At 72.3% G+C, this 25325-nt stretch carries 25 protein-coding genes; 4 read left to right on the forward strand and 21 right to left on the reverse strand.

Going from position 1 to position 25325, the window contains the following annotated elements; translation table 11 throughout:
- Nucleotides 1–5 precede the first annotated feature (5 nt).
- Nucleotides 6–1520, forward strand: coding sequence for an amidophosphoribosyltransferase (purF, locus tag HF577_RS02245; protein WP_312858901.1), 1515 nt, complete (start codon nucleotides 6–8; stop codon nucleotides 1518–1520).
- Between the two features lie 71 nt (nucleotides 1521–1591).
- Entirely contained in the window at nucleotides 1592–2686 is a 1095-nt protein-coding gene (purM, locus tag HF577_RS02250; RefSeq protein ID WP_169394002.1) for a phosphoribosylformylglycinamidine cyclo-ligase, read from the forward strand.
- Here purM and HF577_RS02255 read toward each other — a convergent pair.
- The gene (locus HF577_RS02255) at nucleotides 2661–3398 is read right to left on the reverse strand and encodes an NUDIX hydrolase (RefSeq protein ID WP_169394003.1); all 738 of its coding nucleotides are present in this window, start codon (nucleotides 3396–3398) and stop codon (nucleotides 2661–2663) included. The two genes, purM and HF577_RS02255, sit on opposite strands and share 26 nt — an antisense overlap.
- A 254-nt stretch (nucleotides 3399–3652) precedes the next feature.
- Between HF577_RS02255 and HF577_RS02260 the strand changes: the two genes are divergently transcribed.
- The gene (locus HF577_RS02260; RefSeq protein WP_169394004.1) at nucleotides 3653–4972 is read left to right on the forward strand and encodes an FUSC family protein; all 1320 of its coding nucleotides are present in this window, start codon (nucleotides 3653–3655) and stop codon (nucleotides 4970–4972) included.
- A gap of 10 nt (nucleotides 4973–4982) precedes the next feature.
- On the opposite strand, the gene HF577_RS02265 is transcribed toward HF577_RS02260, so the two are convergent.
- From HF577_RS02265 to HF577_RS02290, 6 genes are read right to left on the reverse strand one after another with little or no spacing between them, the layout of a single operon-like run.
- Nucleotides 4983–5330 carry a GntR family transcriptional regulator gene (locus HF577_RS02265; protein ID WP_312858894.1) on the reverse strand — a complete coding sequence of 116 codons (348 nt, stop codon included), beginning with the start codon at nucleotides 5328–5330 and terminating at the stop codon, nucleotides 4983–4985.
- Between the two features lie 5 nt (nucleotides 5331–5335).
- Nucleotides 5336–6304 carry a DUF1648 domain-containing protein gene (locus tag HF577_RS02270; RefSeq protein ID WP_169394006.1) on the reverse strand — a complete coding sequence of 323 codons (969 nt, stop codon included), beginning with the start codon at nucleotides 6302–6304 and terminating at the stop codon, nucleotides 5336–5338.
- A 58-nt stretch (nucleotides 6305–6362) separates the two neighbouring features.
- A complete protein-coding gene (locus tag HF577_RS02275; RefSeq protein ID WP_169394048.1) occupies nucleotides 6363–7364 on the reverse strand; it encodes a Gfo/Idh/MocA family protein in 1002 nt (333 codons plus the stop codon).
- Between the two features lie 11 nt (nucleotides 7365–7375).
- Entirely contained in the window at nucleotides 7376–8152 is a 777-nt protein-coding gene (locus tag HF577_RS02280) for an SDR family oxidoreductase (protein ID WP_169394007.1), read from the reverse strand.
- Nucleotides 8152–9318 carry a phytanoyl-CoA dioxygenase family protein gene (locus tag HF577_RS02285; RefSeq protein ID WP_169394008.1) on the reverse strand — a complete coding sequence of 389 codons (1167 nt, stop codon included), beginning with the start codon at nucleotides 9316–9318 and terminating at the stop codon, nucleotides 8152–8154. Before HF577_RS02285 ends, HF577_RS02280 begins: the two co-directional genes overlap by 1 nt.
- Nucleotides 9319–9354: 36 nt before the next feature.
- Complete coding sequence (locus HF577_RS02290; protein ID WP_169394009.1) at nucleotides 9355–9681, reverse strand: cytochrome P450 family protein; 327 nt, start codon at nucleotides 9679–9681, stop codon at nucleotides 9355–9357.
- A gap of 144 nt (nucleotides 9682–9825) precedes the next feature.
- Here HF577_RS02290 and HF577_RS02295 point away from each other — a divergent pair, with 144 nt between their 5' ends.
- Nucleotides 9826–10872, forward strand: coding sequence for a LacI family DNA-binding transcriptional regulator (locus HF577_RS02295; RefSeq protein WP_312858895.1), 1047 nt, complete (start codon nucleotides 9826–9828; stop codon nucleotides 10870–10872).
- Between the two features lie 202 nt (nucleotides 10873–11074).
- On the opposite strand, the gene HF577_RS02300 is transcribed toward HF577_RS02295, so the two are convergent.
- The 14 genes from HF577_RS02300 to iolC all read right to left on the reverse strand — a co-directional run bounded on the left by HF577_RS02300 (nucleotide 11075) and on the right by iolC (nucleotide 25270).
- A complete protein-coding gene (locus HF577_RS02300) occupies nucleotides 11075–11248 on the reverse strand; it encodes a hypothetical protein (protein WP_169394010.1) in 174 nt (57 codons plus the stop codon).
- 104 nt (nucleotides 11249–11352) lie between these two features.
- A complete protein-coding gene (locus HF577_RS02305; RefSeq protein ID WP_312858896.1) occupies nucleotides 11353–12225 on the reverse strand; it encodes a sugar phosphate isomerase/epimerase family protein in 873 nt (290 codons plus the stop codon).
- A complete protein-coding gene (locus HF577_RS02310; protein ID WP_169394011.1) occupies nucleotides 12222–13268 on the reverse strand; it encodes a Gfo/Idh/MocA family oxidoreductase in 1047 nt (348 codons plus the stop codon). The genes HF577_RS02305 and HF577_RS02310 overlap by 4 nt, the downstream gene beginning before the upstream one ends.
- Nucleotides 13265–14134 (reverse strand): sugar phosphate isomerase/epimerase family protein, encoded by an 870-nt coding sequence (locus HF577_RS02315; RefSeq protein ID WP_169394012.1) that lies wholly within the window; start codon nucleotides 14132–14134, stop codon nucleotides 13265–13267. The genes HF577_RS02310 and HF577_RS02315 overlap by 4 nt, the downstream gene beginning before the upstream one ends.
- Nucleotides 14131–15150, reverse strand: coding sequence for a Gfo/Idh/MocA family oxidoreductase (locus HF577_RS02320; RefSeq protein ID WP_169394013.1), 1020 nt, complete (start codon nucleotides 15148–15150; stop codon nucleotides 14131–14133). Before HF577_RS02320 ends, HF577_RS02315 begins: the two co-directional genes overlap by 4 nt.
- Nucleotides 15151–15178: 28 nt before the next feature.
- Nucleotides 15179–15994, reverse strand: coding sequence for an ATP-binding cassette domain-containing protein (locus tag HF577_RS02325; protein WP_169394014.1), 816 nt, complete (start codon nucleotides 15992–15994; stop codon nucleotides 15179–15181).
- Between the two features lie 7 nt (nucleotides 15995–16001).
- The gene (locus HF577_RS02330; protein WP_169394015.1) at nucleotides 16002–17066 is read right to left on the reverse strand and encodes an ABC transporter permease; all 1065 of its coding nucleotides are present in this window, start codon (nucleotides 17064–17066) and stop codon (nucleotides 16002–16004) included.
- Between the two features lie 60 nt (nucleotides 17067–17126).
- Complete coding sequence (locus tag HF577_RS02335; protein WP_246265473.1) at nucleotides 17127–18122, reverse strand: substrate-binding domain-containing protein; 996 nt, start codon at nucleotides 18120–18122, stop codon at nucleotides 17127–17129.
- 50 nt (nucleotides 18123–18172) lie between these two features.
- A complete protein-coding gene (locus HF577_RS02340) occupies nucleotides 18173–19096 on the reverse strand; it encodes a TIM barrel protein (RefSeq protein ID WP_169394016.1) in 924 nt (307 codons plus the stop codon).
- A 2-nt stretch (nucleotides 19097–19098) separates the two neighbouring features.
- Entirely contained in the window at nucleotides 19099–20595 is a 1497-nt protein-coding gene (locus HF577_RS02345; protein WP_169394017.1) for a CoA-acylating methylmalonate-semialdehyde dehydrogenase, read from the reverse strand.
- Complete coding sequence (gene iolD, locus HF577_RS02350) at nucleotides 20592–22499, reverse strand: 3D-(3,5/4)-trihydroxycyclohexane-1,2-dione acylhydrolase (decyclizing) (protein WP_169394018.1); 1908 nt, start codon at nucleotides 22497–22499, stop codon at nucleotides 20592–20594. Before iolD ends, HF577_RS02345 begins: the two co-directional genes overlap by 4 nt.
- The gene (gene iolB / locus HF577_RS02355; RefSeq protein WP_407692178.1) at nucleotides 22496–23401 is read right to left on the reverse strand and encodes a 5-deoxy-glucuronate isomerase; all 906 of its coding nucleotides are present in this window, start codon (nucleotides 23399–23401) and stop codon (nucleotides 22496–22498) included. The genes iolD and iolB overlap by 4 nt, the downstream gene beginning before the upstream one ends.
- Entirely contained in the window at nucleotides 23398–24273 is an 876-nt protein-coding gene (locus HF577_RS02360; protein WP_169394019.1) for a Cgl0159 family (beta/alpha)8-fold protein, read from the reverse strand. The genes iolB and HF577_RS02360 overlap by 4 nt, the downstream gene beginning before the upstream one ends.
- Nucleotides 24266–25270: a 5-dehydro-2-deoxygluconokinase gene (iolC, locus tag HF577_RS02365; protein WP_169394020.1), complete on the reverse strand. Its 1005-nt coding sequence runs from the start codon at nucleotides 25268–25270 to the stop codon at nucleotides 24266–24268. The genes HF577_RS02360 and iolC overlap by 8 nt, the downstream gene beginning before the upstream one ends.
- Between the last annotated feature and the right edge of the window lie 55 nt (nucleotides 25271–25325).

Raw genomic sequence — 25325 nt, forward strand, 5'->3', positions numbered from 1 at the left:
GCGGTGTGTTCGGCGTGTGGGCCCCCGGTGAGGACGTCGCCAACCTCACCTACTACGGGCTGTACGCGTTGCAGCACCGTGGCCAGGAGGCCGCCGGGATCGCCGTGTCCGACGGGCACCGGATGGTCGTCTTCAAGGATCTCGGGCTCGTCAGCCAGGTCTTCGACGAGCAGGTCCTGTCGTCGCTGAAGGGCCACCTGGCGGTGGGGCACTGCCGGTACTCCACCACGGGTTCCACCACCTGGGAGAACGCCCAGCCGACGTTCCGCACCACCGCCACCGGCAGCGGCATCGCGCTGGGTCACAACGGCAACCTGGTCAACACGGCTGAGCTGCGCGACGAGGTAGCCGCGCTGCGGACCGCCGCGTCGAAGGCGGACCGCTCGTCGATCCGGTCGAGCACCGACTCCGATCTCATCACCGAACTGCTGGCCGCCACCTCCGCCGACACCGGCGTCGAGGAGGCGGCGATGCGCCTGCTGCCCAGGGTGCGCGGCGCGTTCTCACTGGTGTTCGCCGACGAGCAGACGCTCTACGCCGCCCGCGACCCCCACGGGGTCCGCCCGCTGGTGCTCGGCCGTCTCGAGCGCGGCTGGGTGGTGGCCAGCGAGACCGCGGCGCTGGACATCGTCGGCGCGTCGATGGTGCGCGAGGTCGAGCCCGGTGAGCTGCTGGCCATCGACGCCGACGGGATGCGCAGCTCCCGGTTCTCGGCGCCGGAGCCGAAGGGCTGCGTGTTCGAGTACGTGTACCTGGCCCGGCCGGACACCACGATCTCCGGACGGTCCGTGCACGCGGCCCGCGTGGAGATCGGCAGGCGGCTCGCCGTCGAGCACCCGGTCGAGGCCGACCTGGTGATCCCCGTTCCGGAGTCGGGCACCCCAGCAGCCATCGGCTACGCGCAGGGTTCGGGCATCCCCTACGGGCAGGGCCTGGTGAAGAACGCCTACGTCGGCCGCACCTTCATCCAGCCCAGCCAGACGATCCGTCAGCTCGGCATCCGGCTCAAGCTCAACCCGCTGCGCGACGTCATCCGGGGCAAGCGGCTCGTCGTCGTCGACGACTCCATCGTGCGCGGCAACACCCAGCGTGCGCTGGTGCGCATGCTCCGGGAGGCCGGCGCGCTCCAGGTGCACGTGCGGATCGCCTCGCCGCCGGTGCGCTGGCCGTGCTTCTACGGCATCGACTTCGCCACCCGCGCCGAACTGGTGGCGGGCTCGCTCGACGTCGAGGGCGTACGCCGCTCGATCGGGGCGGACACGCTGGGCTACGTCTCGCTGGAAGGGTTGATCGCCGCCAGCGAGCAGCCACGCACCCGGCTCTGTTCGGCCTGCTTCGACGGCGAGTACCCGATCCCGCTGCCCGACGAGGCGCGGCTGGGCAAGCACCTGCTCGAGAAGCTCTCGGTACCCCCGGCCATCGCCGACCGGGTCGGCGAGACCGTGTCCGGGGCGGCTTCAGGCGATGCCGGCCCGCTGGCGGTCGGTTACGGTGCGGCCGACGCGCTGCGGCGTCCCTGACCCACCTTTATCCGACCTGTACACCCGGGCGTCCCATGCCGCCCCTCACTCACGCCAGGAGCGTTGCGACGATGCCGCCGACCACCTCCGGAGCCGACGGGCCCGGCGCCAGCTACGCGTCAGCCGGTGTCGACATCGACGCCGGGGAGCGCGCGGTCGAGGCGCTGCGCCCGTTCGCGGAGAAGGCGAGCCGACCCGAGGTCCTGGGTGGCATCGGGGGGTTCGCCGGGCTGTTCGCGCTGAAGATGGGCCGCTACACCGAGCCGGTGCTGGCGGCGTCCACCGACGGGGTGGGCACCAAGATCGCCGTGGCGCAGGCCGTCGACAAGCACGACACGATCGGCCTCGACCTCGTGGCCATGGTCGTCGACGACCTGGTGGTGTGCGGGGCGGAGCCGCTGTTCCTGCAGGACTACATCGCCGTGGGACGGCTGGTGCCCGACCAGGTCGCCACCATCGTCAAGGGCATCGCCGAGGGGTGTCAGCAGGCCGGCTGCGCGTTGCTGGGCGGGGAGACCGCCGAGCATCCCGGGCTGATGGAGGACGGCAGCTACGACATCTCGGCCACCGGCGTCGGGATCGTGGAGGCCGACGCGATGCTGCGCCCCGACCGGGTCCGTCCCGGGGACGTGCTACTGGCGATGGGCTCGTCGGGCCTGCACTCCAACGGCTACTCGCTGGCCCGGCACGTGCTGCTGGACATCGCGCGGATGCCGCTCTCGGGGCACGTGGAGGAGTTCGGGCACACCCTCGGGGAGGAACTGCTCGTCCCCACCCGGATCTACGCCCGCGACTGCCTCGCGCTGGCGGCCGAGACCGGGGTGCGCACCTTCGCCCACATCACCGGTGGCGGGTTGGCCCGCAACCTCGAGCGCGTGCTCCCGCCCGGCCTGGAAGCGGTCGTGGAGCGCGGCACCTGGACGCCGGCTCCGGTGTTCAAGCTGATCGCCTCCCGCGGCCGGGTCGACCGCGCGGAGATGGAGAAGACGTTCAACATGGGTGTCGGCATGGTGGCGGTCGTGCCTGCCGACGACGTCGACCGGGCACTGGCCGTGCTCACCGCCCGGCACGTCCCGGCGTGGGTGCTGGGTGAGGTGCGCCGAGGGGGCACCGAGCCGCTCGCCGACGGCCGGGTGCACCTCAAGGGCGACCATCCCCGTTTCTGAGAGCGGCGACGCGAACCGGCCCGCCGTTGGTGAGCGGTGCCGGGTCGCGGAGCATGGGGGGGTGGAGAGCCGTCGCCTTGCCCCGCTGGAACAGCTGCCCGGGGCGGCCGCGGCCGGTGCGCACCTTCTCGCCGGTGGGGAGCAGGAAGTCGGGAGTGGACGTCACCTTGCGCTGGAAGTTGCGGGGGTCGATCGTCGTGCCCCACACCGCCTCGTAGACCCGTCGTAGCTGCGACACGGTGAACTCCGGCGGGCAGAACGACGCGGCCAGCGTCGTGTACTCCAGCTTCGAGCGAGCCCGCTCGACGCCGTCGGCGAGGATCCGCGCATGGTCGAACGCCAGATGCCCGACCTCGCCCACCGGGTGCCATGTCCCGATCGCGGTGCCGGACCCGCTCTCCTCCCCGGCCAGACCGGGCAGGAGAGCGAGGTGGCCGACGGTGAGCACCCGGCCGCGCGGGTCGCGGTCCGGGGCGGCGTAGCTGCCGAGCTGTTCGAGGTGGTGGCGGCCGACGGTCAGGCCGGTGTCCTCGACGAGCTCCCGGGTGGCGGCGTCGAGCAGATCCTCGCGCTGCCGCACGAACCCGCCGGGCAACGCGGGTTCGCCGGGGAACGGGGGCGCCGAACGCTGCGTGAGCAGCACACAGAGCCGGTCGTCGCGCACCGTGAGAACTACCAGGTCAACGGCCACGGCGAAGAGGTTGCCACGCATGCGGTTCTCACCCTGATGAGGAGAGAGGCGATCATCGTCGGGCTGACGGTACAGGTGGCTCCGACAACGATTTACAGACGATCACATGTAATGACAAGTGAGCATTTGCTGGAGGCGTCGTACGCTCGGGGAACTCGAGGGCGACTTCCGTGCCTTCGACGCGGCCGGGGCGGCCGCCGATCGTCGCGGGTCTGCGTCCGGGGTGAGGTCCCCGCGCCGGACGCCCGGCCCGGGGCAGGACCAGGACCACGCCGATGACGGTGCCGGGGCGCAGCGCGCGATGGGTCCGTGCCCTGCGGAGGTTCGCCGGCGACACGGCGCACCGGGTGCGGGAGCGCGGCCGCTCGGCGGTGGCGCGCGCCGCGCGGCTGACCGGCGCCGCGGTGGCGGCCTACGTCGCGGCCCAGGCGTTCGGGCTCCGCAATCCGCCGCCGCTGATCGCGGCCCTGACCGCCCTGATCGTCGTGCAGGTGACGCTGACCAGCACGCTGGTCCACAGCCTGCAGCGGGTGCTCAGCGTCGTGACCGGGGTGAGCCTCGCACTGCTGTTCTCCTCGGTGGTCGGGCTGAACTGGTGGAGCCTCGCCCTGATCGTGTCGGCGTCCATCGTCGTGGGGCAGCTGCTGCGGTTGGGCCCGCAGCTGATCGAGGTGCCGATCAGCGCGATGCTCGTGCTCGGCGTCGGCTTCGCGGCCGGGGCGGAGAACGTGGCCGCCGATCGCATCCTGGAGACGCTCGTCGGATCGGCGGTCGGCGTGCTGGTCAACCTCGTCTTCCCGCCGGCGGTACAGGTGCGTTCCGCGGCGGCGGCCGTCGAGCGGCTCGCCGAGGATATCGCCGCGCTGCTCGACGCCGCGGCGGCCGGGATCGAGGACTCCCCGCCGTCCGTCGAGCTCGCCGGGCGCTGGCTGGACGACGCCCGGCGGCTCAACCGGCACGTGCCCCGCGTCGACCGGGCGCTGGAGCACGTGGAGGAGAGCCGCCAGCTCAACGTGCGGGTGGCGCTGGACACGCGGGCGAGCGGGCCCAGCCTGCGCGACGGCCTCGACGTGCTGGAGCACTGCGCGGTGACGCTGCGCGGCTTGTTCCGCTCCCTGTACGACACCCGGCGTGCGGCCGGTTCCGACCTGGACGGCCTCGACGAGAAGACGCGCTCGCTCCACGCCGACCTGCTGCACGAGCTGGCGACCGTGGTCCGGGCGTTCGGCCGGCTCCTCACCGCCGAGTCGACCGGGCCGGGCCCGCAGCAGGAGGAGGCCGACCTGGCCGCGGCGCTCCAGCGGCTGCACGCCGGCCGCAGCCGGGCGGCGGACCTGCTCATGTCCGACCCCCAGGACTCCCCGGCGATCGGGGAGGTCAACACCGCGCTGGTGCTGGCGGTGGACCGCATGATGGCCGAGCTCGACGTCGTCGAGCACGCCCGGCTGCGGGAGGAACGGCGCCGCGAGGCCGCCCGCAGGCGGACGGTCCGCGCGGTGGGCCGGCTGCGCTCGACGGGCCGGCAGCTGGCCGACCGCCCCCGCCTCAGACGGGCCACCGGCCCCACGGACGGTCCTCCGGCGGCTGCCGACTGAGGGGGAGCGGTCAGGAGGTGCGCGCCGCCGCCCGGACCAGAGCGACGACCTCCTCGTCGTCCAGGTCGAACCGCCGGGCCGCGCGCACGAGGTCCCTCGCCAGCTCGACGACGGCGGCCCGGCCGGCCGGCACGCCGTCGCGCACGATGGCGCCGCGACCGCGGCGGAGCTCGATGAGCCCCTCGTCGCGCAGGCTCTGGTAGCCCGCGAGCACGGTGTGGATGCTGACCTGCAGCGAGGCGGCCAGGTCGCGGGCGCCCGGCAGCCGCTCGCCGCCGCGTACCGAGCCGTCCGCGATCCCACGCCGGACGCAGGCGGCGATCTGGTCGGCGAGCGGGGTGGCCCGGGTGGGGTCCACCCGGATCAGCATGACCTGCCCCCGGAGGACGCGACGCCGGCGAGCACGCCTGCCGCGGTGCGCGGGTCGTCCACGGTGACGGTGAGCTGCTGTCCGGAGCGACGCGTGACCACCAGCGCCGGCCCGGCGCGGAGGATGATCCCGCGTCCGCCGGGCACGATCCGGTATCCCCACCCGCCGAACCCGGTGGGGGAGATGTCGGCGACGGTGACCGACGCGACGTCATCGGCCGGGACGTGCAGGCGTGGCCATCCAAGCAGCCCGAGCGTGATGGTCAGCCCGCGCCGGTCGACGGTGACCCACGCCTGGGAGTTCAGCACGACAGCGACGCCTGCCACGCCGGTGATGATGCCGGCGGCCGGGTGAACGGTGACCCCGAGCGCGCAGCCGATGATCGCCATGACGGCACCGACCGCCGGGATCCACGGCGACCCGACGGTGCGGGACCAGCTGAACTGCTCGGCCGGTCCGAGCGGCACGGCCGGGACGGCCTCGGGTTCCTCCCCGTTGGCCGGGATGCTCGGTGTCACCAGCCAGGCGACCACGCCGGCCACCGCGCCTGTGGCCAGTCCGGCGGGGAACGTCCACCAGGGCAGCACCGCTGCGGCCGGATCGGTGAGCCCGAGGTTGGCGGCGACGCTGCCGACGAGGATCGCGCCGAGGAGCCCGGCCGTCGCCCACGACGCGGCGACGAGCACCCGCCCGTTGTCCCACCGCGTACCCGGCGGGGACCCCGCACCGCTCTGCCGGGCGCACAGGCCGAACAGCAGCGCCAGCCCGACGGCGAGCGCCACGGTCACCGCGAGGACGGTGGCCCGGCCGGCATACCTGTCCGCGCTGCCCGAGAGGTCGAAGTGCGAGGCGATCGGATCGGGCAGGCCGTCGGCCGTGGCGAGTACCACGATCGCCGGGGCGAAAGCGATCAGGTGCGGGATGCCGGCGAGCAGGGTGCGCCGAGTGGTTGCCGAGCTCATGTGGGTCGCTCCTTCACTTGTTATGAATCAACTATAACAAGTGGCGTCCCTTTTGTCCTCAGTGATGGAGCTCCTCGATGCGCACCGGGCGGTGTTCCTGCAGGGAGAGCGCCGCTGCCTCGGCGATCCAGACAACCTCCATGGCGTCCTCGACGGTGCACGGAGAAGGCCGCTCACCGGCCACCACCTGGGCGAACGCGGCGAGCTCTGCGCGGAACGCGGTGGCGAGCCGGTCCATGAAGAACCCGTGCGGCGGCCCGGCCGGGAACGTGACGCCGGGCTCGGTCGAGCGCAGGGGGAGCCCGTCGTCCAGCCCGGCGGCCACACTGTCGACGGAGCCGTGCAGCTCCAGCCGCACGTCGTAGCCCCGCGGGTTGTACCGGCTGTTCGAGACCAGGGCGACGGTGTCGTCGTCGAGGGTCAGGACGGCGGCGGCCGTGTCGACGTCGCCGACCTCCGTGAAGAAACGCTCACCCTTGTTGGAGCCGGTGGCGTAGACCTCCACCACCTCCCGTCCGGTGACCCAGCGGACCGCGTCGAAGTCGTGCACGGCGCAGTCGCGGAAGATCCCGCCCGAGCCCGCGATGTAGGCCGGGGGCGGGGGAGCCGGGTCCAGGGTGGTGGAGCGGACGGTGTGCAGCCATCCGAGCTCGCCGCTCGCCACAGCCGCCCGGGCGGCGAGGAAACCGGGGTCGAACCGCCGGGGGTAGCCGACCTGCACGGGAACGCCGGTCGCCCGTACCCGCTCGGCCACGGCGAGCGCGTCGGCCGCGGCGCGCGCGAGCGGCTTCTCGCAGAACGTGGGCAGCCCGGCGTCCACGGCGGCGAGGAGCAGTTCGGGGTGGGCGTCGGTGGCCGCCGCGATCAGCACGCCGTCGACACCGGCGGCGAGCAGCTTGGCGGGCGAGTCGACCGCCTCGGCGCCCACCCGCTCGGCCACCTCGGCGGTGACCCCGGGGACGGCGTCGGTGACGACGAGCGAACCGACGGCGGGCAGGTCGCTGAGCGTCTGCGCGTGGAACGCGCCGATCCGGCCGAGGCCGATGAGGCCCAGCCGCAGTGCACCGGCCATCAGTCCAGCCCTCCGAACACGTTCTGGTCCCAGTCGATGACGGAGCCGGTGACGACACCGCTGCGGTCGGACAGCAGGAAGACGACGAAGTCGGCGATCTCGTCGACCTGCCCGAGCTTGCCCATGGGGAGCCGCTGCGCGGCCTGCTCGCGCCACGTGTCGTCGGCGGCGTGGAAGGCACGCTGGGTGGCGTCCTCGCCCTCGGTGTCGGTCCAGCCGATGTCGAGCCCGTTGATCCGGATCCGGTCGAACCGGTGGGCGTGGGCGGCGTTGCGCGTGAGGCCGGCGAGGCCCGCCTTGGCGGCGACGTACGGCGCGAGGAAGGGCTGCCCACCCAGCTCGGACGAGGAGATCACGTTCACGACCGAGCCGCGTGCGCCGCGGGAGAGCATGTCGCGCACGGCCCCCTGCATGAGGAAGAACGGGCCGCGCAGGTTGACGGCGACGTGCGCGTCGAACAGTTCCGGTGTGGTGTCGACGAGGGTGCCACGCGAGGTCAGCCCGGCCGCGTTGACCAGGGCGTCCACCCGGCCGAACTCCGACACCACCGCGGCCACGGACGCCTGCGCCTGCCCGACGTCGGCGATGTCGGCCGGCACGAACAGCGCGGCGGCGCCGCCTTCCCGCAGCTCGGCCACCAGCTTCTCGCCCGGCTCGCGGCGCCTGCCGGACACGGCCACCGACGCGCCCTCCCGGGCCGCGGCCCGCGCGACGCCGGCCCCGACCCCCTGCGTGCCGCCGCTGACCAGCACGACCCGCTCGTCCAGCAGTCCCATCAGGCTGTCCTCCTGCGCTCGGACCTGGCCGCCAGCTCGGCCCGGAAGGTGTCGTCGTCCCAGCCTTCGGCGAGTGCGCGCCGCACCAGGTCGGCCTGGCTGGGCGGGGCGAGGCCCTCGACGGGCGGGTCACGGTCCAGATTCGTCGGGAACGCGTAGCCCTCCGCCGCCGCGGCGATCGCGTTGCCGGCGGCGTCCGCGCCCCGGCGGCGCAGCGCGGGAAGCAGCGCGAGGCACATCCGCTCCCGGTCGACGCTCTCCATCGCCCGCCCGAAGGCCGAGGAGACCTGCAGCAGGTTGGCCATCCGCCGGATGCCGGCGGACCGGTTGTGCCCGGCGCCGTGGATCACCGCCGGGTTGAAGAACGCCGCGTCGCCGGTCTGCAGGGGCAGCTGGACGTGGTGGGTCTCGAAGTACTCCCGGAACTCCGGCAGGTTCGTGGCCAGGTAGCCGGGCTCGTACTTCTGCGAGTGCGGCAGGTACAGGGTCGGGCCGCTCTCCACCGGCATGTCGGAGTGCGCGACCGCGCCCTGCAGTGTGAGCACGGGCGAGAGCCGGTGCACGTGCGCCGGGTAGCGCTCGATGGTGGTGCCCGGCAGGAACCCGAGGTGGTAGTCGCGGTGGCCCACCTGTGCCCGGCCGCCCGGATTGACCACGTTGACCTGCGAGGTCATCTGGTAGCCGGGGCCCAGCCAGGCCTCGGAGACCAGCGCGAGCACGTCGTTGGCGTAGTAGTCGACGAACACCTCCGGCGCCCGGACCGCGAGCTTCTCCAGTGCGTTCCAAACGCGGTCGTTCGCCCCCGGCGGCGCGAAGTGGTCGCCCGCGACGGCGCCGCCCGCCCGTTGCTCGGCGATCAGCTCCTCGAACGCCGCGGTCGCCCGGTCGACGACCGTGCGGTCCGGGAAGGCGCCGCGGAACACCACGACCCCCGGGCCGTCGGTGAGGGCGTCGACGAGCTCCGACCGGACGTCCCACCGACCGGCGTCCGTCCCGGCCGCGGAGAGCACGCTCGCCGTCTCGTAGACCAGCACTCCCTGCTCGACGGCGGCGGCGTGCGGGTAGCGGCTCGCGTCGGTGGGGTCGGCCAGGACGGCGACCAGGTCCTCGACCCGGCAGTCGGCCTCGGTCGGCCGGCCCCGGGCGGCGTGCGTGGTGCGGGACATCCTCGTCCTCCTCGGAGGGTTCGTGGGGGGTGCGGGTCACAGATCCAGCACGGGATCCTCGCGGTCCGAGCCGGTGGTGGGCAGCCCGAGCACGTCGAAGAACACCGCGTGGGGGACGGGCCAGGACAGGTCCGACGCGATGCGGCGGAGCTGGTCGTGGCGCGGGTTGTCGATGTCGGGCAGGAAGCCAGGAGCGCTCATGGCCGTGGCCGTGTCGTCGATGTCGATGCCCTCGAACGACAGGTAGGTCTCGTGGTCGCGGGCCGCGGCCCGGACGTCGTCGAAGCGGGAGAGACGTGGAAGCCCCGCTTCTCGCTGGAGTAGACGGGCGCGGTGTCGCGCAGCTGCCGGTAGACGGGCCACGGGTCGGCCTTGAAAGCGGCGGAGTAGGGGCCGTAGACCACCGGGGGGCTGAGCGTGGGCACCGCGTACCTCCTCGATGCGGGCGGGCCCTTAAAGCGCTTTAATCTGAAGTACTATGCGAGCCGCATCGAGGTCGTGTCAAGAGTGGGGGTCGTCCTGAGCGTCGCGAACCCGGGCCGCCGGCCCAGGCTGGAGGACGTCGCCGCCGACGTCGGGGTGTCCACCGCATCCGTGTCGCTCGTGCTCCGGGGTGTGCCGGGCCCGAGCGCGCAGACCCGGGAGCGGGTGCTGGAGGCCGCCGCGCGCCTGGGCTACCGGCCCGACCGCACCGCGAGCCTGCTGGCGCGCCGGCGGACCCACCTCCTCGGCGTGCCGGTGGTCCTGCGCGACGCGTTTCGCGCCGAGCTCGCCGAGGAGGTGCAGGTGGCCGCGGACGAGCGCGGTTACTCCGTGGCACTCGGGGCGGTCACCCCGGCGCACGACGAGGGTCGCGTCGTCGAGACCCTGCTCGACCTGCGCTGCGAGGCTCTCCTCCTGCTCTCTCCCGAGCTCGGGGCGGACGCGCTCGCGCAGCTCGGCAGCCGGGTCCCGACCGTGGTGGTGGGCCGCAACGTCGAGCCGTCGGGCTTCGATGTCGTGCGCGTGTCCGACGACCAGGGGGTCGGTCAGGCCGTCGACCACCTCGTCGGGCTCGGCCACCGGCACGTCGTGCACGTCGACGGCGGCGCCGCCCCGATGGCCGCCGACCGCCGCACCGGCTTCCTCGCGGCGGCCCGGCGGCACGGCCTGGACGGCGCGCGGGTGGTGCCGGGCGGCTACGACGAGGCGGCGGGAGCCGCGGCTGCACGCCTGCTGCTCGGTGAGCCCTCGCTCCCGACCGCGGTGGTCGCGGCCAACGACCGCAGCTCGATCGGCCTCCTCGACGTCTTCCTCCGGGCGGGGGTGCGGGTGGCCGGGGACGTGTCGGTCGTCGGCTACGACGACAGCGCGCTCGCCCGCCTCGCCCACGTCGACCTCACGACCGTGAGCCAGGAGGCCCGTGCGCAGGCCGGGCACGCCGTCGAGGCTGCCGTCGAACGCCTGGACGGCGACCGGACCGAGGCCCGGCAGGTCGTGCTCACCCCGCGGCTCGTCGTGCGGGGGACGACGGGCCCGCCCCGACGCATCCACCAGGAAACCCAGTGGAAGTGATCGTTCCGAGACTCACGCTTCCGCCCCCGGGCAGGCGAACCGGCGGATCTCGCGACGATCACCGATCCGCCGCGCCGCCATGATCGTTCCGAGACCCGCGCTGTGGCCCTCGCGAGGGCGGATCCGTGGATCTCGTGGCGATCACTGAGCCCCGCGGGCGGCGGCCCCATGACCGTTGCGGTACCCCCGCTTCAACAGACGGCTACCCGTCCTGGGAGTCGGGGCGGGGACGGTCGGAGACGGGGGAGCGCCGGAGTTCGCGCAGATGCTCGGCGATGGCCACCTCGACCGCGGCCCGCACGGCGGCGGGTGAGACGTCGGGGTCGATCGAGCGGGCCGCGGCCAATGACCGCGCCGAGACAGAGATGTTGATCACTTCGGCAGCTTTCCCCATTGAAGTGGACGGGTTCCGTCAGGTCCCCGTGCTGTTACCCCTCTGGGTAACACCCTCGCGTGAGGGCCCTCACACATTACGCCCCGTTAGTGGGACAGGATCGCGCGCAGGTGCTCCACGCTCGCGCGCACGTCCGCCACCGGCCCTTCTCCGCGCGGCTCGTCGGTGAGGATCGTGTCCTGCTCCAGCACGTACCACCCGTCGTAGCCGTGCCCGTGCAGATGCCCGACGATCGCGCCGAAGTCGACGTCCCCCTGGCCGAGCGGGCGGTACATCCCCTCCCGGACGGCCTCGGTGTAGGAGCGCCTGCCCGACTGCACCTGGCCTGCGAGCCGGGCGTCGACGTCCTTGAGGTGGGTGTGGGCGATCCGGTGCGGCGCCTGCCGCGTCAGCTCGGCGGGGTCGGTGCCGCCGATCAGCAGGTGGCCGGTGTCCAGGCACAGCGCGATCGACGAGCCGTCGAGCACGCGCTGCACCTCGTCAGGGTTCTCCACCATCGTGCCGACGTGCGGGTGCAGCACGGCGCGGACGCCGTGCTCGGTCGCGAGATCCGTGAGCCGGTCCAGGTTGGTCAGCAGCGTGCGCCAGCCCCGGTCGTCGAGGACGGGACGGGTGTCGTAGCCCTCCCGCCCGGAGACGGCCGAGAGCACCAGCACGTCCGAACCGGTCGCCGCGTACGCCTGGAGCAGCTTCTCCACCTCGGGCACCGGGTCGTGCCCGGACACGTGCAGCAGCAGCGGGGTGAACCCGCCGACGGCCTGCAGGTGGTTCCGCGAGAGCACCTCGGCCATCGCGCCCGGTTCGGCCGGGAGGAACCCGTCGGGCCCCAGCTCGGTGGCTGCGAGCCCCACCTCCCGCATCTCCGCGAGCACGCGCTCGCGCGGGAGCTGGTAGCCCCACCCGGGCACCTCGCACACGCCCCACGAGATGGGCGCCCCCGCGATCCTCTGGTCACTCACGTCGACTGCTCCTCCACTTCGTACAGCACGCCGTGGGGCGTACGCAGGGGCTTGGTTCCGACCGGGCGCCCCGTCTCCCACGACCGGCGTGCCGCGGTGGCCAGGTCGAACGCGGCGAGGGCGTCGTGGCCGGTCACCCGGGGTGCGCTGCCGTCACGCACGGAGCGCCCGAACGCGTCCAGCTCCGCGGCGTAGGCCTCGGGATAGCGCTCCTCGAAGTCGCGCGGGATGTCGTGCGCCGCCAGCCCCGGCGTGCGCCACTCGTAGTGGTGCCGCTGCGGGGCGTCGATCCGGACGGTCGCGGCGCTGCCCATCACCTCGGTGGAGCACTCGTAGCCGTACCGGGCCGAGCGGCTGTTGTCGATCACCCCGAGGGCGCCGTTCTCGAAGCGCAGCACGACGACGGCGGTGTCGATGTCGCCGAGCGCGGCGAACGCCGGGTCGGCGGCGGCGCCGTGCGCACTGACCTCCACGACCTCGCCCACCAGCCAGCGGGCGACGTCGAGGTCGTGCACCGTGACGTCGACGAAGAACCCACCCGAGCCGGTCAGGTACGCGGGCGGCGGTGAGGTCATGTCCCGCAGCGACGTGCGGAACAGCGTCACCGCGCCCAGCTCCCCGGCGTGGATCCGCTCCGCGGCGGCCACCCAGTCGGGGTCGGAGCGGCGGTGGAAGCCCACCTGGAACAGCACGCCGGCCTGCGCGACCGCATCGATGGTGGCGAGCGTGGTGTCGCGGTCCAGCGAGATCGGCTTCTCGCAGAAGATGTGCTTGCCCGCAGCGGCGGCGGCCACCGCCAGCTCCGCGTGCGACCCGGTGGAGGTGGCGATCGCGACGGCCTCGACGCCGTCGTCGGCCAGCAGCTCGTCGAAGCTCGCCGTCCAGGGCACATCGAGCTGTTCGGCGAGCTGCCGGGCGACCGCGGTGTCCGCGTCGTACAGGCACGCCAACTCCGCCGAGGCGCAGCGCGACGCCAGGTTCCGCGCGTGGATCCGGCCCATCCGCCCGAGCCCGGTGAGCCCGACGCCGACCCGGCGGCTCATGCGCTGCTCACGGCGTGGCGGCCCAGGTACTCCAGCACCTTCTTGCGGTTGGAGCGCAGCGACTCCCGCGCCCGCTCCTCCCAGGCGAAGACGCAGACCGTGGCGATCCCGTCGAACCCGACCTCGGCGAGCGTGGCGAAGAACAGGTCCCAGTCGACCTCGCCCTGGCCCACGTCGAGGTGCTGGTGGACGCGCGCCGTCGACCCCGGGGGGTTGACGATGTAGCGCAGCCCCGAGCTCCCGGTGTGGTCGAAGGAGTCGGCGATGTGCAGCTGGGTGAGCAGCGGTCCGGCGTACCGGATGACGTCGGCGAGGTCGCCGCCCTGGTGGAACGTGTGCGGCGCGCAGTACAGGAAGGAGACGAGCTCGTTGTCGATCCCGCGGATCAGGTCGACGGCGCCCCGCCCGTCCTCCATGAAGTCGTCGGGGTGCGGCTCCAGCACGAGCCGCACGCCCTCCTGCTCGAACACGGGGAGCAGCTCCTCCATCGAGCGCCAGAACTGTGCCTCGCTGGCCGCTGCCTGCTCGGGGCGCCCGTTGAACTCGGAGTTCATCACCTCGCAGCCCAGGTCGACGGCGATCTGGATGGCACGGCGCCAGTACCGCACCGCGGCCTGCCGCTCGTCCTCGTCGGGGCCCGACCACTTGTAGAGCGGCAGCACCGAGGCGATCTCCACGCCGGCGCCTGCGAGCTCCTTGCGGAACGCCGCGATGGTGGCCCGGTCGGCCCGCGGGTGAACGAAGAACGGGATGAAGTCCTCGCGCGGCGACAGCTCGATGTGCTGGTAGCCGAGCTCCGCGACCAGAGCCGGGAGCTCCAGCAACGGCGTCTTCCGCAGCATGTAGGGGTCGACGGCCAGCTTCACCTGGCCCCCTCCTTGTACAGGTCGGGACGCTCGCGCAGGACCGCCGGGACGCGCTCGCCGGAGTGCAGCGCGGCGAGCGCCGTCTCGCACGACACGGTGGCGGCGTAGCCGTCCCACGCGCTGGGGCCGGTGGTGCCGCCCGCGGTCACGGCGTCGATCCACGCCTGGAACTCGGTGTCGAACGCGCGGACGAAGCGCTCCTGCCAGTTGGCCGGCACCCGGCCGCTGACCCGTCCGGCCGTCTTGACCAGGGCACCCGCGCTCTCCGACAGCTCGACGGTGCCGTCCTCGCAGACCACCTCGCCGCGGATGTCGTAGCCGAAGCCCGCGTTCACCATGGCTTCGACGTCGACGACCACGCCGCTCGCCATCTCCAGCAGCACGAGCAGCGGGTCGTTGAAGCCTGCGGCCGCCTTGCTGCTCACCCGCGGCTTGAGCACGGTGATGGCGGCGATCTCGTCGTCGAACATCCAGCGGGCGACGTCGATGTCGTGCACCGTGCTGTCGTTGATGATCATGTCGCTGGTGTAGTGCGGCGGCACCGACGGGTTGCGGTGCGCGGCGTGCATGAGCAGCGGCAGGCCGATCTCCCCGCTGGTCACCACCTGCTTCATCGCCCGGTACTGCGGGTCGTAGCGCCGCATGAAACCGACCATGACGAGCCGTCGTCCCGCCGCGACCTCGGCGTCGACGATCCGGGTGCAGGCCGCCTCGGTGGTGGCGAGCGGCTTCTCGCAGAACACCTGCTTGCCGGCCGCGATGCAGCCCAGCACGTACTCCTCGTGGGTGGGTCCCCAGGACGTGACGACCACCGCGTCGACGCCCGGGTCGGCGATGAGCTCTTGGCCGCTGTCGTGCAGCACTGCGCCGGGGAGGTCGTCCGCGACCGTCCGTGCCCTGGCGAGATCCACGTCGGTGACCGCGGCGACCCGCGCCCCGGACAGGACGTGGGTGAGCCGCCTGATGTGGTCCTGCCCGATCATGCCCACGCCGATGACGCCGACGTTCAGAGTCACGTCGTTTCCTCTCCTGGAGTCGGGTGCTTCAGCGCTCGAGCTCGTGCGACAGCTCGGCGAGCTCCTGCCCGCCCGCCATCTCCGCGGTGAGCTCGTCGAGGGAGACCTCGGCGCGCTTCTTGTCGAGGACGCAGCGACCCAGCTTCAGGATGATGAAGTGGTCGCCCACCATGTAGGCGTGGTGCGGGTTGTGGGTGATGAACACGACGCCGAGGCCCGCGTCCCGCGCGGCGGCGGTGTACTTGAGCACCACCCCGGACTGCTTGACGCCCAGCGCGGCGGTCGGCTCGTCGAGGATCAGCACGCGCGCGCCGAAGTACACGGCCCTGGCGATCGCGACGCACTGGCGCTGGCCGCCGGACAGCGTGCCGATGGGCTGGTTGATGTCCTTGACCGTGATGCCCATCTTCTTGAGCTCGGCGTCGGCGATCTCGCGCATGCCCTTGATGTCCATCGGGGCGAGCGGGTAGTTGCCCTTGCGGATCTCGGAGCCGAGGAAGAAGTTGCGCCACACCTCCATCAGCCCGACCACCGCGAGGTCCTGGTAGACGGTGGCGATGCCGTGGTCGAGCGACTCGCGCGGCGAGGAGAAATGCACCGCCGCGCCGTCGACCTTGACCGTGCCCTCGGTGTGCGGGTGCAGGCCGGAGATGATCTTGATCAGGGTGGACTTCCCGGCACCGTTGTCCCCGAGGACGCAGGTCACCTCGCCGGCGTTCACCGTCAGGTTGATGCCCTCGAGTGCCCGGATGGCGCCGTAGGCCTTGCCCACGTTCTCCATCTGGACCAGCGGGGAGCCGGCCTCCAGATCCTGTGCGGCGTGTTCCGCGATCGTGTCGGTCATGGCCGTCTCACCGCCTCTGGCTCGCGTAGTTCTTGACGTAAAGGTTGACGAGCACGGCCAGCAGGAGCATCGCGCCCAGGAAGGCCTTGAACCAGTTCGGGTCCCAGCCGGCGAAGACGATGCCCTGGGTGACCATGCCGAAGATGAACGCCCCGAGCGCGGAGCCCACCGCGGAGCCGTAGCCGCCGGTCAGCAGCGCGCCACCCACGACCGCGGCGATGATGTAGATGAACTCGTTGCCCACGCCCAGACCGGCCTGCACGCTGCTGAAGTTGAACAGCAGGTGCTGGCCGAGGAACCAGGCCAGGAACGCGACGCCCATGAACAGGCCGATCTTGACCTTGGGCACGGGCACACCGACCGCGCGGGCGCTGGCGGCGTTGCCACCCGAGGCGAAGATCCAGTTGCCGGTGCGGGTGCGCAGCAGCACCCACGTGGCGACGGCCACGAACAGGATCCACCACACCACCGTGATCTCGATGGTGATGACGCCGAGGTCGATGTTGCCCGCGAACACCGCGCGCGCCGAGTCGAACCCGTCGAGCCGGTCGATGTTGGTGGTGGCCACCGTGCCGGTGACGAGCTTGGTGACACCCAGGTTGACGCCCTGCAGCACGAAGAACGTGCTCAGGGTGATGAGGAAGCTGGGAATCCCCGTCCGCACCACGAGGTAGCCGTTCACGAAGCCGATCGCCAGCGCGATCACCAGGCTGATGAACACGCCGACCCAGGCGTTCAGGCTGAACTGGTAGGAGATCATCGCCGAGGCGAGTGCTGCAGTGGCCACCGCGACACCGGCCGAGAGGTCGAACTCTCCACCGATCATGAGCAGGGCCACGCCGACCGCGACGATGCCGATGGTCGAGCTGGCGTACAGCACCGTCGAGAACGCCGGAAGGGTCCGGAAGGGCGGCGCGACCGCGAAGAAGAAGATGAAGATGGCGATCGCGGCAGCCAGCGCACCGATCTCGGGGCGCGCGAGCACGCGGGACAGCATCGACCGGCGGACCTGTGCCGGTTCCGGTGCGGACGGGGACTGCGGCGGCGGTGATGTCGTCACGGTCGAGCTCATGACTGGCTCCAGGGGTGGGCGGCGCGGTGGAGCCGGCGCGCCGGCCCCACCGCGGTGGAACTAGCGAGTGTTGTTGGCTGCGTACGTCGCGATCTTGTCGATGTTGCTCTTGTCGACGAACGACGGACCGGTCAGCACGGGCTTGCCGCCGCCGATGTCGTTGCCGTTGGTGAGGTTCAGCCAGAGCGCCTGCACGGCCATGTAGCCCTGGACGTAGGGCTGCTGGTCGATCGAGAAGTCGATCGTGCCGTCCTGGATGTCCTTGGCGACATCGGCGTTCAGGTCGAACGTCACGATCTTGGCCTGGCTGGTGGTGCCCTGCTTGGCCTGCAGCGCGGCGAGCGCGATCGGTGCGCCGAGCGTGACGACGTCGGTGATCGAGGGGTCCTGCTGCAGCTTCGCGCCGATCGTCTGCTGCACCGACGGCAGATCCGTGCCGTTGACCTGCAGGTTCTCGGTGTTCGGGAAGGTCTTCTTCACGCCGGCGCAGCGGGCTTCGAGCGCGACGCTGCCCTGCTCCTGCACCACGCAGATCGCCTTGCGGCCACCGGCGGACGCCATTCGCTGCCCCGCCGACTGCCCGGCGAGGTCCTCGTCCGACCCGAAGTACATGGGGATCCCGTACTTCGTGTAGTCGGTGATGCCCGAGTTGAAGGCGACGGTCGGGATACCGGCCTGCACCGCCTTCTGCGCGGCCGGTCCGACCTGGTCGGCGTACGCCAGCGTGACGGCGATCCCGTCGACCTTGCTGTCGATGGCGTTCTGCACCAGCGTCGCCTGCTGGCCCGCGTCGTTGTTGTTGGAGTACTTCAGGTCGACGTTGAGCTCCTTCGCCGCCTGCTGGGCGCCGGCGCGCACCTTGTCCCAGAACGAGTCGCCCGGGGCCTCGTGCGTGACCATCGCGATCGTGTACTGCCTGCCGCCGGCGCTGCCGACGGCGGGGCCGCTGTTCTGGTTGGCCTCGTTCGCGCCGCCCTGGCTGCTGCACGCGGCCAGCGCGACACCGAGCGCTGCGACCACAGCCAGCGCCCGCATCGACTTCCCGGGACTCCTCATCGAGTTTCCTTCCAGTGTCGGCCCGTCATCGGTGACGGACCGGGATCGGGTCAGTAGGGCCACCGTCGGAGCGGTCCGAGCCCGCACCCGGCGAAGTACCCCGCCGTGCGGGCGGCTATCGGTAGCGGGATGTGCGCTTCCACGGGATAGAGGTCCTGCTCCACCACGGTGAACAGGTCGGTGTCGAGTGCGGCGAGCGCGTCGAGCAGCGGTGGCATCGACGGGTCCCCGTACGGCGGCTCGACCATCACACCGAGCGGCACGGCCTCGGCGAGCGAGAGCTTCTCGGCGCGGACGCGCTCCCGGACGGCGGGGTCGACCTGCTTGAGGTGCACGTAGCGGATGCGTTCCGGGAACCGCCGGATGATGGCGATGTTGTCGCCGTCGCAGTAGGAGATGTGCCCGGTGTCGAGGCACAGGTTCACGTACCGCGGGTCGGTGTCGGCGAGGAACCGCTCCACCCGCACCTGCGTGTCGACGTGGGTGTCGGCGTGCGGATGGAACACCAGGTCGACGCCGAACTCCTCGTGCAGCAGCTTCCCCAGCCGGTCGTAGCCGGTGGTGAGGTTCTTCCAGTGCTCGGGGTCGATGTCGCCTGACCCGGTGGCGGCGCCGGTGTGCATGTCGGTGTACTGCTCGGGCAGCAGCACGAGGTGGCGGGCGCCGAGCGCGGTGAGCAGGCGCGACTCCCTGCTGCACGCCTCGATCGCCTCGTCCAGCGCCTCGCCCCCGCGGTGCAGGCCGGCGAAGATCGTGCCGCCGCACAGCGTCAGCCCCCGGGAACCGAGTTCGTCGCGCAGCTGCCCGGGGTCCTGCGGCAGGAACCCGGACGGGCCGAGCTCGGTGTGGGTGTAGCCGGCCTGGCCGATCTCGTCGAGGTACTGCGTCCAGCCGACCTGGTGCGGGTCGGACGGGAACCACACGCCCCACGAGTCGGGGGCGGTGCCGAGGGTCAGCCGGTCCAGCGCAGCCATGATCAGGTCGCCGTCGGGAAGTGGTAGGACGCGCCGGTGGATTGTTCGACCTCCGGCCAGCGCGAGGTGACGACCTTCGCCCGCGTGTAGAACGAGACGCCCTCCGGGCCGTGGACGTGCTTGTCCCCGAAGAGCGAGTCCTTCCAGCCGCCGAAGGAGTAGTACGCCATCGGCACGGGGATCGGGACGTTGATGCCGATCATGCCCACGTTCACCCCGCGCTGGAACCGCCGCGCCGCCTCCCCGCTGGAGGTGAAGATGGCGGTGCCGTTGCCGTACGGGTTGGCGTTGATCAGCGCGATCGCCTCGTCCACGGAGTCGGTGCGCACCACCGAGAGGACCGGTCCGAAGATCTCCTCGCGGTAGACGTCCATGTCCCGGCCGACGTTGTCGATCACGGTGGGCCCCACGAAGAAGCCGTCCTCGTAGCCCGGGACGGTCAGGCCGCGGCCGTCGACGGCGAGCGTGGCGCCCTGGTCGGCGCCGCTGCCGATGAGCCCGACGATGCGGTCACGGGCGGCGGCGGTGACGACGGGGCCCATCTCACTGGCCGGGTCACGGCCGGGGCCGACCTGCACGGCGCGGGCCTTCTCGCTCACCACGGCGACGAGCTCGTCAGCGGCGGAACCGACGGCGACGGCCGCCGACACCGCCATGCAGCGCTCGCCCGCCGAGCCGAACGCGGCCGCGACGAGGTGGTCGGAGGCGTAGTCCAGGGGAGCGTCCGGGAGGACGACGGCGTGGTTCTTCGCGCCGCCGAGGGCCTGCACCCGCTTGCCGTTGGCGGAGCCGCGCTCGTGGATGTAGCGCGCGATGGGCGTCGAGCCGACGAAGGACACCGCGGCGACGTCCGGGTGGTCCAGCAGCGCATCGACCGCCTCCTTGTCGCCGTGCACGACGTTGAACACGCCGTCGGGCAGCCCGGCCTCGGCCCACAGCTCCGCCACCAGCATGGACGCGCTCGGATCGCGTTCGCTCGGCTTGAGCACGAAGGTGTTGCCGCAGGCGATGGCCACCGGATGCATCCACATCGGCACCATCGCCGGGAAGTTGAACGGGGTGATCCCGGCGCACACCCCGAGCGGCTGCCGGAACGAGAAGACGTCGACCCCACCCGAGACCTGGTCGGAGTACTCGCCCTTGAGCAGAGTCGGGATGCCGCAGGCGAACTCGACGACCTCCAGCCCGCGCTGCACCTCGCCACGCGCGTCGGAGACGACCTTGCCGTGCTCGTCGGAGATGATCTCCGCGATGTCCTGCGTGCGCTGGTTCACCAGCTCGCGGAAAGCGAAGAGCACCTTGGTGCGCGTCGAGAGCGAGGACTGCGACCACGTCTCGAAGGCGGCGGCAGCCGTGGCGACCGCCGAGCCGATGTCCACCTGGTTCGCGAGCGCCACCTCGGCCTGCTGCTCACCGGTGGCGGGGTTCCACACCGGGCTGGTGCGGGTGGAGGTACCCGGCTCCGACTTGCCACCGATCCAGTGGGTGATGGTCCTCACGGCGATCCCTCCTCGGAGCCGGGCGCGCCGGACGGCCGCAGCAGGGGCCGCTGCTCCGCCTTGTGCGCCTCGTAGGTCTTGCGGGCCTGGTTCGTGCTCATCAGCTGGGCGACCTCGGACACCGGCACGTCCCACCAGCTCTCCGACGACGGGACGGGCGCGAGCGGGTCGGTCTCGATGTGGATGGCGGTGGTGCGGTCGGACGCGCGGGACCGCGCCAGCGCGGCGCGGAACTCCTCTATCGTCCGGACCCGGATGACGTCGGCGCCGAGACTCGCGGCGTTGGCGGCGAGGTCGACCGGGAGCACGTCGCCGTCGAGCTGCCCGGTCTCCGGGTTGCGGTAGCGGTAGGCGGTGCCGAAGCGCTGCGAACCCAGCGACTCCGAGAGCGCCCCGATCGAGGCGAACCCGCGGTTCTCCACGATGACGACGTTGAGCTTGATCCCCTCGGACACCGCGGTGACCAGCTCCTGGGACATCATCAGATAGGAACCGTCGCCGACCAGCGCGAACACCTCGCGATCAGGCGCGGCCATCTTCACGCCGAGGGCGCCGGCGATCTCGTAGCCCATGCAGGAGTAGGCGTACTCGACGTGGTACTGCTTCGCGTCGCGCGCCCGCCAGAGCATCTGCAGGTCACCCGGCATGGAACCGGCCGCCTGCACCACGACGTCGCGCGTGTCCATCTCCTCGTTGAGCGCGCCGAGCACCTCGGTCTGGGCCGGGAGCGGCGCGTGTCCCAGGTGGACGGCCTGGTCCACCACCTGGTTCCACTCCCTGGTGTGGGCCCGGTGCGCCGCGGTGTAGGCGTCGTCGACGCGGTACCCCTCGACCGCGTCGACGAGCGCGTCCAGCGCAGCCCTCGCGTCGGCCACGAGGGTCGAACCGGCGTGCTTCGCGGCGTCGAAGGCCGCGATGTTGACGTTGACGAAGCGGACGTCCGGGTTCTGGAATGCCGTGCGCGACGCGGTGGTGAAGTCGCTGTAGCGGGTGCCCACCCCGATGACGACGTCGGCCTCGCGGGCCAGCGCGTTGGCCACGGGGGAACCGGTGGAGCCCACACCGCCGACGGCCTGCGGGTGGTCCCACAGCAGCGCGCCCTTGCCGGCCTGCGTGTCGGCGACGGGGATGCCCGTGGCCTCGGCGAAGCGGCGCAGCGCGTCGCCCGCCTCGCTGTAGTGCACCCCACCGCCCGCCACGAGCAGGGGACGGCGGGCCGAGGAGATGATCGCCGCGGCGCGGGCCAGTGCGGCCGGCTCGGGCACCGGGCGCGGGATGTGCCAGACGCGCTTCGCGAACAGCTCATCGGGCCAGTCGTGCGCCTCGGCCTGCACGTCCTGCGGCAGCGCGATCGTCGCCGCGCCGGTCTCCGCCGGGTCGGTGAGCACCCGCATCGCTCCGAGCAGCGCCGACGGGAGCTGCTCGGGGCGCCAGACCCGGTCGAAGAAGCGTGACAGCGGCCGGAACGCGTCGTTCACCGACACGTCGTAGCCGGAGGGCTGCTCCAGCTCCTGCAGCACCGGGCTGGCCACGCGGGTGGCGAAGATGTCCGACGGGAGCAGCAGCACCGGGATGCGGTTGGTGGTGGCCAGCGCCGCTCCGGTGAGCATGTTGGTGGACCCCGGCCCGATCGACGCCGTGCAGGCCATCGCCTGGAGCCGGTTGCGCATCCGCGAGTAGCCGACGGCGGCGTGCACCATGCCCTGCTCGTTGCGCGCCAGGTGGTAGGGGAGGTCGCCGCTCTCGGCGGTCTCGAGCAGCGCCTGCGCGACGCCAGCCACGTTGCCGTGCCCGAAGATGCCGAAGCAGCCGGGGATCAGCCGCTGCTCGATCCCGTCGCGCTCGCTGTACTGGGCGGCCAGGAACCGGACGAGCGCCTGGGCGACGGTCAGCCGGACGGTCATGAGCGCTCCTCCGTGGTCGTCAGGGGCAGCCGGGGGTCGATCTCCTGGTCGTCCCACGTGCCGCGGACCCAGCCGTGGGCCGGGTCGTCGCAGATCAGCCAGGCCCGGTCCGGGCTCGGGCCGGCCATGACGTTGAGGTAGTACAGGTCGTAGCCGGGCACGGCCATCGACGGCCCGTGCCAGCCGTGCGGGATGAGCACGGTGTCGCCGCTGCGCACCTCCGTGCACACGTCGATCTCGCGTCCCGGCCCCGAGGAGTAGACGCGCTGGTAGGCGATGCCCTCACCGGTGGGCCCCGGCGCGACCTCGAAGTAGTAGACCTCTTCGAGCCGCGCCTCACCCTCGCGCTCCTCGTCGTGCTTGTGCGGCGGGTAGGACGACCAGTTGGCCGCCGGGGTCAGCACCTCGACGGCGATCAGCTTGTCGGCGTCGAACGCCTCCGGGGTGCAGAAGTTGTTGACCTGCCTGCTGGCCTGCCCGGCTCCGCGCAGCTCGACCGACACGCCGTCGGCCGGGCCGTACCGGGCCGCCAGCCTGCGGGAGGCTCGGGCCGCCGGCAGGGCGAACCGGCCGCCCGCCCCGGACGAGACCGTGACCCGTGCATCGCGCGGGACGTACGCGAAGTCGGTGACCCGGGAGAACACGCTCTCGCGCCCGGCCAGCTCGAAGGTCTCGCCGTCGCACTCCACCACGCAGGCACCGGACAGCGGGAGGACCACCATCTCGTCCTCGCCGGTGTCGAAGCTGACGCGCCCGCCCGCGGGCAGGTCGAGCACGCGCAGACTGCTGTATCCCCAGCCTGCGGTCCCCGGGGTGATGACGAGGGAGAACGTGCCGTCGGCCGTCTCGCCCCTGCGGACCACCGGGCCCACGGTCGGCGTCTCGCTCGCGAGCTCGGTCACAGCAGGCTCACCGCCGCATCCACGGCTGCGGCGACGTCGTCGTTCGGCGGGTACAGCAGGGACCGGCCGATCACCAGCCCCTGGACCGTTGGCAGGGCAAGCGCCTTGCTCCAGCTCGCGAACGCGGCGTCCTGGTCGTCGGTCACCTCGCCGCCCAGGATCAGTGCTGGCAGCGTCGTGGCGGCCATGGCCCGCTCCATCTCCTCGACTATCGGCACCTTCAGCCACGTGTAGGCGGAGGTGGCTCCCAGCCCCGCCGCCACGCACGTCGCGCGGATCATGGCCTCGGCGGTGAGCTCGTTGCGTACGCGCCCGTCCACCCGGTGGGAGATGAACGGCTCGACCATCGCCATCAGCCCGTTGCGCGCCAGCTCGCCGACCGCGCGCGCACCCGCTTCCAGCGTGGTGACCGTCGCCGGGTCCTCCGGGTCGATCCGCAGCAGCATCTTGCCGCCCTCGAAGCCGGACGCCGCGATGCTCGGCACGTCGTAGGCGGTGAAGCGGTCGTCGATCTCGAAGCTGGTGCCGGCCAGGCCGCCCCGGTTCATCGAGCCGACCACCACCTTGTCGTCGAGGGCGCCGAGCAGCAGGAGGTCCTCCAGCACGTCCGGAGTGCCGAGCACGCCGTTCACGCCGGGGCGGGACAGCGCGAGACAGAGCCGGTCGAGCAGGTCGGCGCGGTCGGCCATGGCCAGCGGCCGGCCACCGGCCCGCAGTGCGCCCCTGGCCGGGTGGTCGGCGGCGATCATCATCAGCTTGCCGTGCTCGGCGAGCAGGGAGCCGGGCCTGCGGCGCCGCGCCGCGGCTTCGGCCACGGCCTGCGGCCTGCGCACGCGGCTGTCGATCAGGTTGCGGAGCTGCTCCTCACGCACGGATGACCTCCCCGAGTCTCGCCTCGACCTCGTCGGTGGTGGGCATGGCGTCGGAACAGGCGAGCCGTCCCGCGACGATGGCCCCCGCGGTGTTGCAGAAGCGCATCGCCCGTTCGAGGTCCCACCCCGCCAGCAACGCGTGGCACAGCGCGCCGCCGAACGCGTCGCCGGCACCGAGCCCGTTCACCACCTCGACGGGCACCGGCGGCACCTGCACCTCCTGGGTGCCGTCGGAGGCGAGTACCCCGGCGGGTCCCTGCTTGACCACGGCCAGTTCGACGCCCGCGTCGTGCAGGGCCCGGGCTGCGGCGCGCGGCTCGCGGACCCCGACGGCGGTCTCGCACTCGTCGAGGTTGCCGACCGCCACCGTCACGTGGGGCAGCGCCTCCTGCATCCACCGGCGGGCCTCCTCGCGGGAGGACCAGAACATCGGCCGGTAGTCGAGGTCGAGCACCGTGATGCCGCCCTTGGCGCGCTCGCGGAGTGCGGCGAGCGTGGCGCCGCGGCTCGGTTCCTGGGACAAGCCCGTGCCGGTCACCCAGAAGATGTCGGCGGACCGCACCGCGTCCGTGTCGAGCTCGCCGGTGTGGATCTCCAGGTCGGGGGCCTTGGGGAGGCGGTAGAAGTACAGCGGGAAGTCGTCGGGCGGGAAGATCTCGCAGAAGGTGACGGGGGTGGGCAGCCCGGGCACCGCCGTGACGTACCGGTCGTCCACGCCGTAGCCGCGCAGCGCGTCGTGCAGGAACTCGCCGAACGGGTCCGCTCCGGTGCGGGTGATCACCGCGCTGCGCCTGCCGTGGCGGGCGGCGGCGACGGCGACGTTGGACGCGCTGCCCCCGAGGTACTTGCCGAACGTCTGCACCTCGCGCAGCGACACCCCGATCTGCAACGGGTAGATGTCCACCCCGATGCGTCCCATCGTGAGCACCTCGAGGGCGCTCGTGCGGTCGCTCCCGGCGTGCGGCGGTGCGTGCCCCGCGTCGGCCCCCGGCGTCATCGCTGTCCTCCCGTTCGGGTCGTGCTCCGGGAGTGACCCGGGACACTCCGACAGA

It is taken from the genome of Pseudonocardia xinjiangensis (assembly GCF_012911925.1).
Classification (GTDB): domain Bacteria; phylum Actinomycetota; class Actinomycetes; order Mycobacteriales; family Pseudonocardiaceae; genus Pseudonocardia; species Pseudonocardia xinjiangensis.

What these genes read in the sequence shown, in the direction of transcription:
- purM (WP_169394002.1), top strand. Translation starts at nt 1,592, where the DNA reads ATGCCGCCGACCACCTCCGGAGCCGACGGGCCCGGCGCCAGCTACGCG.
- HF577_RS02255 (WP_169394003.1), bottom strand. Translation starts at nt 3,398, where the DNA reads ATGCGTGGCAACCTCTTCGCCGTGGCCGTTGACCTGGTAGTTCTCACG.
- HF577_RS02260 (WP_169394004.1), top strand. Translation starts at nt 3,653, where the DNA reads ATGACGGTGCCGGGGCGCAGCGCGCGATGGGTCCGTGCCCTGCGGAGG.
- HF577_RS02270 (WP_169394006.1), bottom strand. Translation starts at nt 6,304, where the DNA reads ATGAGCTCGGCAACCACTCGGCGCACCCTGCTCGCCGGCATCCCGCAC.
- HF577_RS02280 (WP_169394007.1), bottom strand. Translation starts at nt 8,152, where the DNA reads ATGGGACTGCTGGACGAGCGGGTCGTGCTGGTCAGCGGCGGCACGCAG.
- HF577_RS02285 (WP_169394008.1), bottom strand. Translation starts at nt 9,318, where the DNA reads ATGTCCCGCACCACGCACGCCGCCCGGGGCCGGCCGACCGAGGCCGAC.
- HF577_RS02310 (WP_169394011.1), bottom strand. Translation starts at nt 13,268, where the DNA reads ATGAGCCGCCGGGTCGGCGTCGGGCTCACCGGGCTCGGGCGGATGGGC.
- HF577_RS02325 (WP_169394014.1), bottom strand. Translation starts at nt 15,994, where the DNA reads ATGACCGACACGATCGCGGAACACGCCGCACAGGATCTGGAGGCCGGC.
- HF577_RS02330 (WP_169394015.1), bottom strand. Translation starts at nt 17,066, where the DNA reads ATGAGCTCGACCGTGACGACATCACCGCCGCCGCAGTCCCCGTCCGCA.
- HF577_RS02335 (WP_246265473.1), bottom strand. Translation starts at nt 18,122, where the DNA reads ATGAGGAGTCCCGGGAAGTCGATGCGGGCGCTGGCTGTGGTCGCAGCG.
- HF577_RS02340 (WP_169394016.1), bottom strand. Translation starts at nt 19,096, where the DNA reads ATGGCTGCGCTGGACCGGCTGACCCTCGGCACCGCCCCCGACTCGTGG.
- iolD (WP_169394018.1), bottom strand. Translation starts at nt 22,499, where the DNA reads ATGACCGTCCGGCTGACCGTCGCCCAGGCGCTCGTCCGGTTCCTGGCC.
- iolC (WP_169394020.1), bottom strand. Translation starts at nt 25,270, where the DNA reads ATGACGCCGGGGGCCGACGCGGGGCACGCACCGCCGCACGCCGGGAGC.